This is a genomic window from Nocardia sp. NPDC047038, assembly GCF_040644075.1.
GTDB classification, from domain to species: Bacteria; Actinomycetota; Actinomycetes; order Mycobacteriales; family Mycobacteriaceae; genus Nocardia; species Nocardia sichangensis.
This window is the reverse complement of record NZ_JBEYVQ010000001.1, coordinates 1160831-1174745: the sequence shown is the minus strand read 5'-3', so window position 1 is coordinate 1174745 and position 13915 is coordinate 1160831. Positions and strand designations below refer to the sequence as shown.

The 13915-nt window shown below is 68.3% G+C and carries 14 protein-coding genes; 10 read left to right on the top strand and 4 right to left on the bottom strand.

Annotation, left to right across the window (positions count from 1 at the left end):
- Nucleotides 1–17 precede the first annotated feature (17 nt).
- Together ABZ824_RS05690 and ABZ824_RS05685 are read right to left on the bottom strand one after the other, a co-directional pair.
- Entirely contained in the window at nucleotides 18–698 is a 681-nt protein-coding gene (locus ABZ824_RS05690) for a TetR/AcrR family transcriptional regulator (RefSeq protein WP_356961831.1), read from the bottom strand.
- A gap of 45 nt (nucleotides 699–743) precedes the next feature.
- Nucleotides 744–1358 carry a hypothetical protein gene (locus ABZ824_RS05685; protein WP_356961830.1) on the bottom strand — a complete coding sequence of 205 codons (615 nt, stop codon included), beginning with the start codon at nucleotides 1356–1358 and terminating at the stop codon, nucleotides 744–746.
- Nucleotides 1359–1560: 202 nt separating this feature from the next.
- On the opposite strand from ABZ824_RS05685, the gene mptB reads away from it, so the two are divergent.
- The 8 genes from mptB to tsaA all read left to right on the top strand — a co-directional run bounded on the left by mptB (nucleotide 1561) and on the right by tsaA (nucleotide 9568).
- A complete protein-coding gene (gene mptB / locus ABZ824_RS05680) occupies nucleotides 1561–3288 on the top strand; it encodes a polyprenol phosphomannose-dependent alpha 1,6 mannosyltransferase MptB (RefSeq protein ID WP_356961829.1) in 1728 nt (575 codons plus the stop codon).
- 73 nt (nucleotides 3289–3361) lie between these two features.
- Nucleotides 3362–4294, top strand: a complete 933-nt coding sequence (locus ABZ824_RS05675) for an ABC transporter ATP-binding protein (RefSeq protein ID WP_355070823.1) — start codon at nucleotides 3362–3364, stop codon at nucleotides 4292–4294.
- Nucleotides 4291–5082 (top strand): ABC transporter permease, encoded by a 792-nt coding sequence (locus ABZ824_RS05670; RefSeq protein ID WP_356961827.1) that lies wholly within the window; start codon nucleotides 4291–4293, stop codon nucleotides 5080–5082. Before ABZ824_RS05675 ends, ABZ824_RS05670 begins: the two co-directional genes overlap by 4 nt.
- 66 nt (nucleotides 5083–5148) lie before the next feature.
- Nucleotides 5149–6123, top strand: coding sequence for a heme A synthase (locus ABZ824_RS05665; RefSeq protein WP_355070819.1), 975 nt, complete (start codon nucleotides 5149–5151; stop codon nucleotides 6121–6123).
- Between the two features lie 227 nt (nucleotides 6124–6350).
- The gene (locus tag ABZ824_RS05660) at nucleotides 6351–7535 is read left to right on the top strand and encodes an FAD-dependent oxidoreductase (RefSeq protein ID WP_356961825.1); all 1185 of its coding nucleotides are present in this window, start codon (nucleotides 6351–6353) and stop codon (nucleotides 7533–7535) included.
- Nucleotides 7532–8449, top strand: a complete 918-nt coding sequence (gene sigJ / locus ABZ824_RS05655; RefSeq protein WP_356961823.1) for an RNA polymerase sigma factor SigJ — start codon at nucleotides 7532–7534, stop codon at nucleotides 8447–8449. The genes ABZ824_RS05660 and sigJ overlap by 4 nt, the downstream gene beginning before the upstream one ends.
- A gap of 74 nt (nucleotides 8450–8523) precedes the next feature.
- Entirely contained in the window at nucleotides 8524–9066 is a 543-nt protein-coding gene (locus ABZ824_RS05650; RefSeq protein WP_356961822.1) for a YceI family protein, read from the top strand.
- A gap of 97 nt (nucleotides 9067–9163) precedes the next feature.
- The gene (gene tsaA, locus ABZ824_RS05645) at nucleotides 9164–9568 is read left to right on the top strand and encodes a tRNA (N6-threonylcarbamoyladenosine(37)-N6)-methyltransferase TrmO (protein ID WP_355070812.1); all 405 of its coding nucleotides are present in this window, start codon (nucleotides 9164–9166) and stop codon (nucleotides 9566–9568) included.
- Nucleotides 9569–9619: 51 nt separating this feature from the next.
- Here tsaA and ABZ824_RS05640 read toward each other — a convergent pair whose 3' ends face one another.
- Both ABZ824_RS05640 and ABZ824_RS05635 read right to left on the bottom strand, forming a co-directional pair.
- A complete protein-coding gene (locus ABZ824_RS05640; protein WP_356961820.1) occupies nucleotides 9620–10570 on the bottom strand; it encodes an alpha/beta hydrolase in 951 nt (316 codons plus the stop codon).
- A 183-nt stretch (nucleotides 10571–10753) separates the two neighbouring features.
- Nucleotides 10754–11584 (bottom strand): SDR family NAD(P)-dependent oxidoreductase, encoded by an 831-nt coding sequence (locus ABZ824_RS05635; protein WP_356962464.1) that lies wholly within the window; start codon nucleotides 11582–11584, stop codon nucleotides 10754–10756.
- Nucleotides 11585–11881: 297 nt separating this feature from the next.
- Here ABZ824_RS05635 and pip point away from each other — a divergent pair, with 297 nt between their 5' ends.
- On the top strand, nucleotides 11882–12865 hold the full coding sequence (gene pip / locus ABZ824_RS05630; protein ID WP_356961818.1) for a prolyl aminopeptidase: 984 nt from the start codon (nucleotides 11882–11884) through the stop codon (nucleotides 12863–12865).
- A 139-nt stretch (nucleotides 12866–13004) separates the two neighbouring features.
- Nucleotides 13005–13889 carry a universal stress protein gene (locus ABZ824_RS05625; RefSeq protein ID WP_356961817.1) on the top strand — a complete coding sequence of 295 codons (885 nt, stop codon included), beginning with the start codon at nucleotides 13005–13007 and terminating at the stop codon, nucleotides 13887–13889.
- The last annotated feature ends 26 nt before the right edge of the window (nucleotides 13890–13915 follow it).

Genomic DNA, 13915 nt, shown 5'->3' with positions numbered 1-13915 from the left:
CTTTCTAGTCAACGGCTTCACTTCGAATCTCCCTGCTCGGCGAGCATTTCCGGAAAATTTCCGGTCGACGATGCCGCATCGGCTTCGATTTCGTCCGAACCTTCCGCCGTCGGTACCGCGCCACCGATTCCCGCCGCCGCGAAGGTCGCCCGGATCAGCCGCTCCATCGACTTCGCGACCGTGCGCAGCGGTGCGTCCGTCTGGCGGATCCGGGCCAGGATGGTGGCCCCCTCGTAGGCGGCGACCACCGTGGCGGCGAGTTCGGCCGCATCCTCCCCGCCGAGGCCGAGTTCGGCGAGCAGCCCGGCGAACGCCTGCTCCATCGCGTCGAAGGCGCGCACACAGGCCGAGCGCACCGCCGCCACGTCGCTGCCGCCGTCCAGCGCGGGCGTCCCGATCGGGCACCCGTCGGTCCATTCCGAATCCGCGAGCTTGCCCACCATGAATTCGAACAGCGTGGCCAAGGTGGCGAAGACGTCGGTCGGCGCCTGCCGGATCATCCGGCCGGTCAGCACGCCGGTCCCGGTGATCGCCGCGACCGCGATCTCCTCCTTGCCGCCCGGAAAGTGGTGGTAGATCGAGCCGTACGGCAGTTCGGCCGCCTCGCTCAACGCCTTCAGACCGAACCCGTGATACCCGTGCCGCGCCAGCAGCCCGGAGGCGGCCACCTCGATCCGCCGCCTGGACTCCGAAACCATGCGTCGATTGTGCCGTGTGAACGCCGCCGGTCCGGGCGGAACGATCTACAGCTGCTTCACGATTGCGCCTTGTTCATCGAGGATTGCGATCGATGGCGTGCCGTCCATGGCCACGCGCAACTGAATTCGCGGCCGTCCCTGCGGATCGCACAGTGTCAGCCCCGTTCCGTTCTCGGTGTCAGCGAACAGTCGCAGACCCATCGCGTGAGTCGCTTCCTCGAGCGGCGTGTTGGGATCACCTATGTGCTTCATGGTCAGTGCAGCACCGGCAGGCGCGTCCTCCCAATTGGCCCCCAGGTGGATCGCATCCCCGTTGGGGTAGTCCAACGCGATCTGCGCGCCGACGCTGGAGGCGGTGATGCCACCCTTTTCGTCGCCATTCTCGTCGTTGAACAGCAGATACGAGGCATCAGGCCCTTGCCGCATCTGTGGCGGATACGTCTTACCTCCGAGGATGATGGGTGGCTTCGCCGTTGCCAGCAGGAACCGTTGCTTGCCGCGATTGTCGACCACAGTGAACGAATCTTCGGCGGTCACGTCGTCCGTATCGCCCACCTTCGCCGCCGCGGCCCCGATTCCGACGCCTGCGGCAGCCACCGCGGATCCGATCACGACCGACCGCCGACTGACCATGTGCTGCTGGTTCGTCTCATCTGTCACCGTCCGATCGTATTTACCCAGTGCCTATCCGAGGGCGCTCTACCGACGACCTCGACATGCTCTCCCGCGAGGTGTCAGCCCTGGCGGCATACGATGGCAAACCCATCACCGGTCGAATCATGGGTTCCAGCGCGTAGCGCCGAGGGAATTGGGCCGCACGACGAGGTGGTGCGCGAACGCCGATGGTCGCTTCGCTCCCCGGATGACCTCGGACGAGGTCGCGGTCACACCCACTAGGCTTCGTGGCGTGGCGGTACTGGAGGGCGCGCGGCGCAGGACACTGGCGTTCGGGCGCCGGGCACTCGGACTCGACGTGCCCGCGGCCGATCACACGATCGCGGTGTTGCATCGCGACGAGTCGGAGGTGCCCGGTCTCGATCGCAAGGAGCTGGCGCAGCTCGACCGGATCCGGCTGATGGGCGCGACCGGCACGGTGCTGATGGCGATCAGCGCGCTGGGCATCGGCGCGCAGCCGGTGCACCAGAACCCCACGTCCGGCGTCCGGGTGCTCGGCATCTTCGCCCGCGCCCATACCGGCTCGCTGGCCATGTGCATGACCGGCACCGTCGTCGTGGTGCTGGCCTGGCTGCTGCTGGGCAGGTTCGCGGTGGGCGGTATCGGCGGCTCACCACTGCACCGGCTGACCCGATCGCAACTCGATCGCACGCTGCTGCTGTGGCTGATCCCGCTCAGCGTCGCTCCCCCGCTGTTCAGCAACGACGTCTACTCCTATCTGGCGCAGAGCGAGATCGCCGCGCGCGGCATCGACCCCTACGAGGAAGGCCCGGTCGCGGGGCTCGGGATCGACAACGTCCTCACCAACAACGTCCCGACCATCTGGCGTGACACCCCCGCGCCCTATGGCCCGCTGTTCCTTTGGATCGGCCGCGGCATCGCCGAACTCACCGGCGACAACATCATCGCGGGCGTGTGGGTGCACCGGATTCTCGCGCTCGGCGGCGTCGCGCTGATCGTCTGGGCACTGCCCCGGCTCTCGGTGCGCTGCGGCGTCGCGCCGGTCAGCGCGCTGTGGCTCGGCGCGGCCAACCCGCTCGTGCTGTTCCATCTGGTCGGCGGCGTGCACAACGACGCGCTGATGCTCGGCCTGATGCTGGCGGGCCTGGAGTTCTGCCTGCGCGCCATCGAGGACACCCACCCGTTCGACGGCCGCGCCTATGCGCGGCTGATCGGCGGCGCGGTCATCATCACGCTGTCGTCGTCGATCAAGTTCACCTCGATCATCGCGCTCGGTTTCGTCGGCATGGCGCTGGCTCGCAGGTGGGGAGCCTCACTGCGCACGGTGGCCATCGCGGCCGCCATGCTCGGCGCGATAGCCATCGGCACAACGCTTTTCATCAGTTCGGTGAGCGGGCTCGGATTCGGCTGGATCTACACGCTGAACACCGCGAGCGTGGTGCGCAGTTGGATGTCGCTGCCCACGGTGCTGGGCATCATCACCGGATTCGGCGGCGTACTGCTCGGGCTCGGCGATCACACCACCGCGCTGCTGAGCATCACCCGCCCGATCGCGGCACTGGTTGCGGGCTTCTTCACGGTGCGCATGCTGGTCGCCACCGGCACCGGGCGGCTGCATCCGGTCGGCGCGCTCGGTGTGGCGCTCGGCGCGATCGTGCTCCTTTTCCCGGTGGTGCAGCCCTGGTATCTGCTGTGGGCGATCGTCCCGATGGCCGCGTGGGCGACCAGGCCGGTGTTCCGCGTTCCGGCGGTGGCGTTCTCGGCGATCGTGAGCGTGATCCTGATGCCGCGCGGCGCCGATCTCGAAGTGTTCCAGATCGTGGGCGCCGCGATCGCCACCGTGATCGTCGGGGTGCTGTTCATCGTGATCACGCGCAATTCGCTGCCCTGGCGCGGGCAGACGGGGGTGTCGGCTCCGTCACAGGTGCCCACCTCTTACGGTGTGACATCGTGACCGAGCGTGGCGAGGGAGCCATCTACACAGCATCACCGGGTGCGCCGGAATCGAGCGCCGGCGAGGCGGCGTCGTGACGACAGCTTCCGGGCCTGCTGTCAGCGTGGACGGCGTCGTCAAGCGGTACGACCAGATCACCGCGGTGGACGGCCTGACGTTCGAGGTGGAACCGGCGCGGGTGCTCGCGCTGCTCGGCCCGAACGGCGCGGGCAAGACCACGACGGTGGAGATGTGCGAGGGATTCGCCGCGCCGGACGCGGGCACGGTGCGCGTGCTCGGCCTGGACCCCGTCGCCGATTCCGAACGACTGCGCCCCCGCATCGGCGTCATGTTGCAGGGCGGCGGCGCGTATCCCGGTGCGCGGGCGGGCGAGATGCTCGATTTGGTGGCCGCCTACTCCGCGGACCCGCTCGACCCCGACTGGTTGCTGCGCACGCTCGGCCTCCAGGACAACCGCCGCACCCCCTACCGCCGCCTCTCCGGCGGACAACAGCAACGGCTCGCTCTCGCCTGCGCACTGGTGGGCAAGCCGGAAATCGTGTTCCTCGACGAGCCAACCGCGGGGCTGGACGCTCAGGCCCGGTTGATCGTCTGGGAGCTGATCGATGCCCTGCGCCGCGACGGGGTGACCGTCGTGCTGACCACGCACATGATGGACGAGGCCGAGCAGCTCGCCGACCAACTGGTGATCATCGACCACGGCCGCATCGTCGCCTCCGGCACCCCGGCCGAGGTCACCGCCCACGGCGCGGCCGGGCAGCTGCGCTTCTGCGCCCCGCCCAAACTGAACTTGGAACTGCTGGCCAACGCCCTGCCCGAAGGCTTCACGCCCCGGGAGACCACGCCGGGCACCTATCTGGTGGAGGGCGAGATCAATCCGCAAGTGCTCGCCACCGTCACCGCGTGGTGCGCGCGGATGGACGTGCTGGCCACCGACATCCGGATCGACCAGCGCCGCCTCGAGGACGTCTTCCTCGAACTGACCGGACGGGACCTGCGCGGATGAGCGAGCACGACCGGACCGCCAACCGTTTCGCGCCGGGCACTTTCGCTCCCGCCCCGCGTCCGAGCACCCGCGCCGCGATGCTGCTCGCGCAGACCAGGCTCGAACTGATCCTGTTGCTGCGCAACGGCGAACAACTGCTGCTGACCATGTTCATCCCGATCACCCTGCTGGTCGGCCTCAGCCTGCTGCCGTTCGGCGACCTCGGCGCGGACCGGGTGGACAAGATCGTGCCCGCGGTGATGATGGTGGCCGTCATGTCCACCGCGTTCACCGGTCAGGCCATCGCGGTCGGCTTCGACCGCCGCTACGGCGCGCTCAAGCGGCTCGGCGCGACGGCGCTGCCGCGCTGGGGCGTCATCGCGGGCAAGTGCGCGGCGGTGCTCATCGTGGTCGTGCTGCAAGCCGTGCTGCTCGGCCTCATCGGCTTCGCGCTGGGCTGGCGGCCGGAACCGCTCGGGTTGCTGCTGGGCGCGGCGGTGATCGCGCTCGGCACCGCGACGTTCGCGGCGATGGGCCTGCTGCTGGGCGGCACTCTCAAGGCCGAGGTGGTGCTCGCGCTGGCGAACATCCTGTGGTTCGTCATGCTCGGCGTCGCCAGCATCGTGTTCGCCTCCGACGACCTGCCCACGGTGGTGAGCGTACTGGCCAGGCTGGTGCCGTCGGGGGCGTTGGCCGAAGCGCTGGAGAGCGCGATGCACACCAGCGTCGACTGGTTCGGGATCGCCGTGCTCGCGGTGTGGGGCGCGGTGTCGGGCGTCGCGGCCACCCGCCTGTTCCGCTTCCACTGAGCTTCAACGACGAAATGTAGTAGACCGGATGAAACCGCCGGATCCGGCCCGGCTACCATTTTCGACGTGCTGTATCGCGCGTTCTTGCGACTCGTCGACAAGCTGCCGCTGCCCTCCTCGCGGGTGCAGCGCCTGATCGCGCTCGCGGTCATCCTCTCCCAGGCGGGCATTTCGGTGACCGGCGCCGTCGTGCGGGTCACCGCGTCCGGCCTGGGCTGCCCGACCTGGCCGCAGTGCTTCCCCGGTAGCTTCACGCCGGTCGCGGTGTCGGAGGTCCCGGCCATCCACCAGGCGGTCGAGTTCTCCAACCGGCTGCTCACTTTCGTGGTCACGCTGTGCGCGGCGGCGATCGTGCTGGCCGTGACCCGGGCGCGCCGCCGCCGCGAGGTGCTGGTGTACGCGTGGCTGATGCCCGGCGGCACCGTCGTGCAGGCGGTCATCGGCGGCATCACGGTGCGCACCGGACTGCTGTGGTGGACCGTGTCGACGCACCTGCTCGCGTCCATGGTGATGGTGTGGCTCGCGGTGGTGCTGTACGCGAAGATCGGTGAACCCGACGACGGCATCGACACCGTGCAGGCTCCCGCGCCGCTGCGCTGGCTGACCGCGCTGGCGGGGGTCGCGCTCGCGGCGGTCCTGGTCGCGGGCACCCTGGTGACCGCCGCAGGCCCGCACGCGGGCGACAAGAGCATCGAACGTCCCGTAGAGCGGTTGCAAGTGGAGATCGTCACCCTGGTGCATCTGCATTCGCAGCTGCTCGTCGGCTACCTCGCTCTGCTGATCGGCTTGGCCTTCGGTTTGTTCGCGGTCGGTATCACACCCGCTGTGCGCACCCGCCTTTTCGTGCTGCTGGGACTGGTCTGCGCACAGGGTCTGGTCGGCATCGTGCAGTACTTCACCGACGTCCCTGCGGCGCTGGTCGTCGTGCACGTGGGCGGGGCCGCGGCGTGCACCGCCGCCACCGCCGCATTGTGGGCTTCGCTGCGCACCCGGGAACGGGTCGTCGCCCCGAAGCCGGACCCCGCGGCACAGGCCGCCTGACGAAGACTGCGCGAACTGTGATCGTCCAGCGGGGAGCGAGCCGGGGTGATTCGGGGGCGGTGACCTCGGGCGGCGCCCACTCCGTAGGTCCTCCGGCGGGACGGGCCGCACGCTGGACGCCGCACCACAACCGCGACTGCGAGCGGTAGGTTCGCCGGCAGGCCTGACCGGTCAGTGAACTGCATCACCTACTGTTATTTCTCGGTGGTCGGCAGCGTCTCGTGGGCATGACGGAGCACAACAGCACCAGCTTCAAGGTCCTGGTCGTCGGCGGCGGCTATGCGGGCACCGTGGCAGCCAATCGACTGCGGCAGCGCGACGACGTCGAGATCACCGTGGTCAACTCTCGTCCGAAGTTCGTCCAACGACTGCGGCTGCATCAATTCGTGGCCGGTACCGGAGAGGCCGAGGCGGACTACGGCCCGCTGCTCGGCGACGGTGTGCGCCTGGTCGTCGATGACGCCACCCGCATCGATACCGCCTCGCGGACCGTAGAGCTGGCATCGGGCCGCGCACTGGACTACGACTATGTCGTCTACGCGGTCGGCAGCACCGCGGCCCCGCCCACCACAGTGCCGGGAGCGGTCGAATTCGCCTACCCCATAGCGGAACTGGAGCACGCTCACCGCCTGCGGGCCGCCATCGAAGAGCTGCCGACGCAGGCCCCGATCACCGTGGTCGGTGGCGGGCTCACCGGCATCGAAACAGCGGCCGAACTGGCCGAACAGGGGCGCGCCGTCACACTGATATGCGGCGATCGATTGGCTCCGAGTTTCTCGGAGCGGGCGCGACGGGTGGTGGCCCGGTGGATGGCTCGCAACAGCGTCGAGGTGCTCGAGAATGTGCGGGTGGCCGAGGTCCTGCGGGAGTCGATCGTCTTGTCCGACGGCTGCGTGGTGCCGAGCGCGGTCACCATCTGGACCGCCGGGTTCGGTGTGCCGGAGCTGGCCACACGCAGCGGCCTGCACACCGACGCTCTCGGGCGGCTCCTCACCGACGAGACCCTGACCAGCGTCGACGACAACCGTATCGTCGCGGCCGGGGACGCCGCCGCACCGTCGAACCAGCCGCTGCGCATGAGCTGCCAAGCCGCCGGGCCGCTCGGCGCTCACGCCGCCGACACGGTGCTGGCCCGCATCGCAGGCACTGCGCCCGCGGCACTGGACATGGCGTTCCTCGGATCCAACGTCAGCCTCGGCCGCCGCGCGGGCATCGTGCAGCTCGCGCACAAGGACGACACACCCATGAACGCCTATATCTCCGGCCGCATCGGCGCGCCGATCAAAGAGACGGCTACCAAGTGGACGCTGTGGGGAATTCGATGGGAAGCCCGCAAGCCCGGCTCGCTGTTCTGGCTCAAGGGCGGCAGGCGGCTCCCGCTGTCCGATTCGGAGATGGCGGCCAACTCGTGAGCACTACCGACGAGCATGCCGAGCGGTTCACCCTGTTGCGGCCGTTGCTGTTCACGATCGCCTACGAAATCCTCGGCTCGGCGACCGAATCCGACGACGTGCTGCAGGACAGCTACCTGCGGTGGGCCCAGGTGGACCTTGCGACGGTGCGGGACACCAAATCGTATCTCGCGCAGGTGGTGACTCGGCAGGCGCTCAGCGCGCTGCGGCTCAGCGCTCGCCGCCGCGAGGAATACATCGGACCATGGTTGCCCGAGCCGCTGCTGCTCACCGAGCACGATGCCGCGGGTGATCTGGTTCTCGCCGAGTCGGTTTCGATGGGGATGCTCGTGCTGCTGGAATCGCTCACCCCGGATGAACGCGCGGTGTTCGTGCTGCGCGAAGTATTCGCCTTCGGTTACGACGATATCGCCGCATCGGTCGGCAAATCCGCGGCGGCGGTGCGTCAAATGGCCTACCGTGCCCGCGAATACGTCCGGTCGCGACGCAACCGGTTCGGGCCTTACGACAGCGCCCGCATCGCCGAACTCACCGAGAAATTCATGACGGCGGCGACCACCGGTGACCTGGCGGGCCTGCTGTCGATGCTCGCGCCGAATGTCACTTGGACCACCGACAGCGGCGGCAAGATCACCGCGGTACGCCAGTTGGTGATGACCGGCGCCGAGCAAGTTGCCACGATTCTGCTGAACCTGCTGCAAGCAGTGCACCGCAGGCCCGGCATGCGGATCGAGCCGGTGAACTGCAACAGCGAACCCGCGGTCGCCATCTACACCGGCGACCATCTGGAGGCCGTTCTCGTGCTGGACATCGTCGACGACGTGATCGTCAACGGCTACGGCATCCGTAACCCCGACAAACTCGCCGCCCTCGCCATCGCGCGCACCATCACCCGCGATCCCGGCCGGGCGTGAGACCCGCGTTACCGCACCACGCTTCGAGCGGCCGGCTCGCCCGACCCATCCGACCTCGCCAGGAGTGACCGACCATGTCAACCGCCATCGAACTCGCCGACCTGACCGGCGACTTCGTCATCGATACCGCCCGCACACGAATCGGCTTCATCGCTCGGCACACCATGGCCACCCGGGTGCGCGGAAATTTCGGGGAATTCGACGGCAGCGCGCAGCTGCACTTCGGCGACCCCTCGAAGTCCAGCGGCCGCCTACGGATCCAGGCCGCGAGAATCGACACCCGCAACCGGCGGCGCGACGACCTGCTGGGCAGAAAGTTCCTCGGCGCCGATGACCACCCGACCATCACCTTCGCCCTGACCGGGGTTGCGCGGGTCGACGAGACCACAGTCCAGGTCACCGGCGACCTGACCATCCGCGGTGTCACCAAGCCGGTGACCGTCGACTTCGAACTGGCCGGCGTGCGGAACGACCCGAACGGCGCCCTCCGAGTCGGCTTCACCGGCGCAACCACGATCAACCGCAAGGACTGGGGGGTGCACTGGAAGGCGGCCGCGGGCATGGTCGCTCCGAAGGTGACGCTGGAGTTCGACCTCGCGGTGATCCGGCAGTCCTGATAGCGGCAATACTCTGAAAGCCGAGCCCGTCGCTCTTGGGTGATTCGACGCCCGAGGGCAACGGGCTCGAACCACCTGCGAGAACGGCAAGGACATCATGACCGATTACACGCTGCGCCCGATCGGGCACGTCGAATCCGTGCTGACCGACCCCGCCACCGCTCCCCGCCAACCCGATGAAGGAGCCCCGCCGGCCTGGCTGGTCATCGATGACCGATATGCCCCCGCCCTCGACGGACTCGCCGCCGGCATGGACATCTTGGTATTGACCTGGCTCGATCGTGCCGACCGCGAAACACTCACCATCCACCCGCGTGGTGACGCGACTCGCGCGACCACCGGCGTCTTCGTCACCCGCGCCCCGCATCGACCCAATCCGATCGGTCTGCACAGCGTCCATGTCCTGGCCGTCACCGGAACCCGCATCCACGTCCGCAACCTCGAAGCTGTGCACGGCACACCGATCCTCGATCTCAAACCTGTTCTCACCGAGGACCGTTGACCGCTGTGGACGAGCCGCGCCGGGCCGCCACCGGCCCGGCAGGGGTGTGAGCTAGTGCGGTGCGAGGAATCCGGTCAGTTCGAGCGCGACCGCGGCGGGATCGTCCTCATGGACATTGTGTCCGGCGCCCGGAATGATCCGCAGTGTCGAGTGGGGGATCAGCTGAGCGAGCGGCCGAGCCTGTGACGGGTCGACGACATGGTCGTTCTCGCCCCACAGGATCAGCGTGTCGGCTTCGATCGCGCTCGATTCTCGCTGTACTGCGGCCAGATCGAGATTGCGTGGCTGCTTCCACATCGCGGTCCGGTTCTCCGTGCGGCTGAGCGGAGTCCAATACGTGTCCGCCAGCTCATCGGTGAGAATCTCCGGGTGCGCGTAGGCCCCGCGCAGGCCCGCCACGTAGATCTCCTCGGTCATGACGGAGGCGGCGAGCTCGCCCGCACCGGGTTGGCGCATCAGCCGCATGTTCATGTTGAGGTCGGTGTCCAACACGAGCGGCGCGATGAGGACCAGACGTTCGACCTGTTCGGGATGCCGTGCGGCCGAATCCACTGCGACCGAACCGTTCAGTGAGTGCGCGACGATGGACGCGCGGGTAACCCCGACCGCGGACATGAACTGCCGCAACGCGTCCGACATGGCCCCCACGTCGTATCCGAAGTCGGCATCGTGCGGCACGGTGTACCCGCTGCCGGGCAGGTCGACGGCATACACGGTGTGCGCGGTGGCGAGAGCCGGAATGATGTCGCGATAGGTATAGGACCACAGCGAGCCGCCAGGCAGGAGAATGAGCGGCGGTCCTTCGCCCGCTTTCCGGTAGTGGAAACGTGCCGTCGCAGTCTCGACGTACTGCCCCTCTGCGAGAAACGTCGAATCGGGCGTTCGGGCTCCGCTCGGTTCGGCCCCGGCCGGCGCCGCCATGTTCACCACCAGCAGAGCCGGCACTATGACGAGCACATGCCACCATCGAAACCGCTGACGCGGAGACCTGACGACCGACATTTGCACTCCTTCGCTTCGATGCTCACGCCGCTTCGCGAGCCGTACCGGAATGGGGTCGAGTGGACCCCGCTGTTCCACCCACTGGACGCGGGTGCCCGCCGTTTTGTGACGCCGCGGGTGCACCTCCCCCACCCGGAACACGTGTCCAGGTGGGGTTCTGCAGGCCGGTCGCGTCGCACCGAGTCAGGCTGCGGGCGTGTGGCCTTGAGCCACCGCCGAAAGCTCCTTCCACTCGGCCCAGGTCTCGAGCCGGTCGGCGTAGACCTGCGGAAGGATTTGATTTCCCCCGGAGCCGAAGAACACGCGCAAAGGCGGGTTGGCGGAGTCCGCGATCTCGAGCAACGCCCGGCCCGCCGCGGACGGGTCGCCGGAATCGAGGCTCTGCGCGTAGGCGGCGAACGCCGCACGGAGTCCCTCGTAGCGCGGGTCGGCCTGGGCGTGGACCGCTCCGGCGGCGCCGTCGGTCGCGTAGGAGCCGGGTTCGACCAAGGTCACCTTGACACCGAAGCCGGCGACCTCCTGGGCGAGGGATTCACTCAGGCCTTCCAGCGCCCATTTGGAAGCGTGGTACGCACCACCGAGCGGCCAGGCGGCGAGACCACCCACCGACGAGATCTGGATGATGTGCCCTCTCCCTTGCTCCCGCAGATATGGCAGCGCGGCCTGGACGACCCATACCGTGCCGAAGAAGTTGGTTTCCAACTGATCTCGCAGTTGCTGCTCGGTCAGTTCCTCGACCGCGCCGAGCAGCCCGTAACCCGCGTTGTTCACGATGACGTCCAAGCGGCCGAAATGCGCGTGGGCATGCTTCACGCTCTCGAAGACTCCTGCCCTGTCGGTCACATCCAGCTCGAGCGGGAGCACCGCGTCGCCGTAGGCGGTGACCAATTCCGCGAGATGTTCGGTACTGCGAGCGGTCGCGGCCACCTTGTCGCCGCGAGACAACGCGGCCGCGACGAAGTTTCGGCCCAAACCGCGAGAGGAGCCGGTGACGAACCAGACCTTGCTCATGATGTCCTTCCGTTCTTTCTGCAGTGGCGAGCGCAGCGAGGAGGCCCCCCTCACTGCCGATGTCCCGTGCTGCCGCACCGGACGAACACAAGATGTCGCCGACCCGCTCTTCGTAACGAAACCGCGGGGTGACGTGCGTCACCGCCGCCAGGTCCGGAGCCGGGCCGACCTGCCGAACACCAGCGGCGGGGCGTGCATCATCCGGCCGGGTCCGATCACGATTCCGACCTACCCTGGCCCGGCAGCGCCCGCTTGCCGAACACCAGATCACCTGGTCGCTCGGCGGTAGTGTGGTCGACCGTGTCCACGCCCGAGCAGCAATCCGATGCGCCGCAGCCTTTTCCCGATATAGAGCCGTATGCCCGCGGGCTTCTGGACGTCGGGGACGGACAGCGCGTCTACTGGGAGACCAGCGGTAACCCGCACGGTAAACCGGCGTTGGTCGTGCACGGCGGACCGGGCGGCGGCGGGCGGCGCGGCTCGCGGAAGAGTTTCGACCCGGCCGCCTACCGGATCGTCCTGTTCGATCAACGTGGCTGCGGCGAGAGTCTGCCGCATGCCTCCGACCCGTCGGTCGACCTCACGCACAACACCACGCATCACTTGATCGCGGACATGGAACGTCTGCGCGAACACCTCGGAATCGACCGGTGGTTGCTCTTCGGCGGTTCCTGGGGATCGACGCTGATCCTCGCCTACGCCCAGCGCTACCCCGAGCGGGTCAGCGAGATCGTGCTGGTGGGGGTGACCATGACCCGGCAAGAGGAGATCGACTGGCTCTACCGCGATGTCGCGAAACTCCTGCCCGCACAGTGGGAGACCTTCCGCACCGGCGTTCCCCTCGCCGACCGCCACGGCGACCTCGTCGACGCTTATCACCGACTGATCGAGAGCCCCGACGCGCCGACCCGCGAATCGGCGGCGCGGCGGTGGTGCGCGTGGGAGGACGCGGTGATCGCGCACGAGAACCTCGGCAGCCCAGGGCAATACAGCGCGAAGCCGGACGCGGCGCGAATGGCCTTCGTGCGAATCTGCACGCATTACTTCGCCAACGCGGCCTGGCTGGAGGACGGGCAGTTGCTGCGTGACGTGCACCGGCTCACGGGCATTCCCGGCGTGCTGATCCACGGCCGACTCGACCTGAGCGCCCCGCTGTACACCGCCTGGCAGCTGGCCCAGGCGTGGCCCGACGCGGAACTACAGGTCATCGACGATTCCGGGCACACGGGCAGCGCGGCCATGAGCGCCGCCGTCCTGCGGGCGATCGCCCGGTTCGCCCGGTAGCCCGCTCCGGCCTCGACCGGGAATTTCGCCCGGTGAGGGTCTTAAGTCCCGACCATCAGGGGCCACCGCCCCCGGTGCGGACCGGGTCCCCGCTGCGAATGTGGAAGACGATCCTGTCGCAGCCGCAAACGGAGACGAAATGAGCACACCAGCCGACCGTCAGTCGATCGTCGTCGGAATCGACGGCAGCCCGACCGCTGTGGGTGCAGCGCGCTGGGCCGGAGCCGTCGCGAATCGGCAGCGCGCCACGCTGGTGCTGCTGGGCGTGGTTCCCGCCCTCGATCACCCCATGACCTCCTCCGCTCTGGCCGAGGTCAATCTGCTACCCGAACTCCGAGCGGCGGCGAAGCAGAAGGTCGAGGAGGCATTCGACGCCGTGCGCGCCGATCAGCCGGACATCGAGATCCACCGGACCGTCGAGGACGGCTCGCCCGCGCGCGAGTTGATCAAGCACAGCGCGGAAGCGCGCATGGTCGTCGTCGCGGCGAAACACCAGGACCGGCTCTCCACGCTGTTGCTGGGATCGACCGCGCTCACGGTCGCGAACAAGGCGGCCTGTCCGGTGACCGTGTGGCGAGGCAGGCTCGACCGGCCACAGCCGGACGAGCGGCCCGTGCTCGTCGGCGTCGACGGGAGCCCAGGTAGTTCCGCGGCGCTCGGCGAGGCGTTCGAGCTGGCGTCCACGCTCGGCGTCGAAGTGACCGCCTTGCACGCGTGGAACGACCCGGACCTGCTGCAGTGGACCCCGGTGCCCGACGCGCGGGATGTGCTGGCTCAGCAGGAGGAGGCGCTACTGTCCGAATGCTTGGCCGGATGGTGCGAGAAATACCCGGACGTCACGGTCACCAAAGTGGTCGAGAAGAACACGCCCGCGCAGGCGCTGCTCGCACACGCCGGGAAAGCCCAACTGCTGGTGACCGGCAGTCGTGGGCACAACCGCCTCACCGGACTCGTCCTCGGATCGACGAGCCAGAACTTGCTGCATCACGCCGCGAGCCCGGTGGTGATCTGCCGTGAGCGGTAGGACAGCGGTCGTGGGCGTGCGCGCGG

What these genes read in the sequence shown, in the direction of transcription:
- ABZ824_RS05690 (WP_356961831.1), bottom strand. Translation starts at nt 698, where the DNA reads ATGGTTTCGGAGTCCAGGCGGCGGATCGAGGTGGCCGCCTCCGGGCTG.
- mptB (WP_356961829.1), top strand. Translation starts at nt 1,561, where the DNA reads ATGACCTCGGACGAGGTCGCGGTCACACCCACTAGGCTTCGTGGCGTG.
- ABZ824_RS05670 (WP_356961827.1), top strand. Translation starts at nt 4,291, where the DNA reads ATGAGCGAGCACGACCGGACCGCCAACCGTTTCGCGCCGGGCACTTTC.
- ABZ824_RS05660 (WP_356961825.1), top strand. Translation starts at nt 6,351, where the DNA reads ATGACGGAGCACAACAGCACCAGCTTCAAGGTCCTGGTCGTCGGCGGC.
- ABZ824_RS05650 (WP_356961822.1), top strand. Translation starts at nt 8,524, where the DNA reads ATGTCAACCGCCATCGAACTCGCCGACCTGACCGGCGACTTCGTCATC.
- tsaA (WP_355070812.1), top strand. Translation starts at nt 9,164, where the DNA reads ATGACCGATTACACGCTGCGCCCGATCGGGCACGTCGAATCCGTGCTG.
- ABZ824_RS05640 (WP_356961820.1), bottom strand. Translation starts at nt 10,570, where the DNA reads ATGTCGGTCGTCAGGTCTCCGCGTCAGCGGTTTCGATGGTGGCATGTG.
- ABZ824_RS05625 (WP_356961817.1), top strand. Translation starts at nt 13,005, where the DNA reads ATGAGCACACCAGCCGACCGTCAGTCGATCGTCGTCGGAATCGACGGC.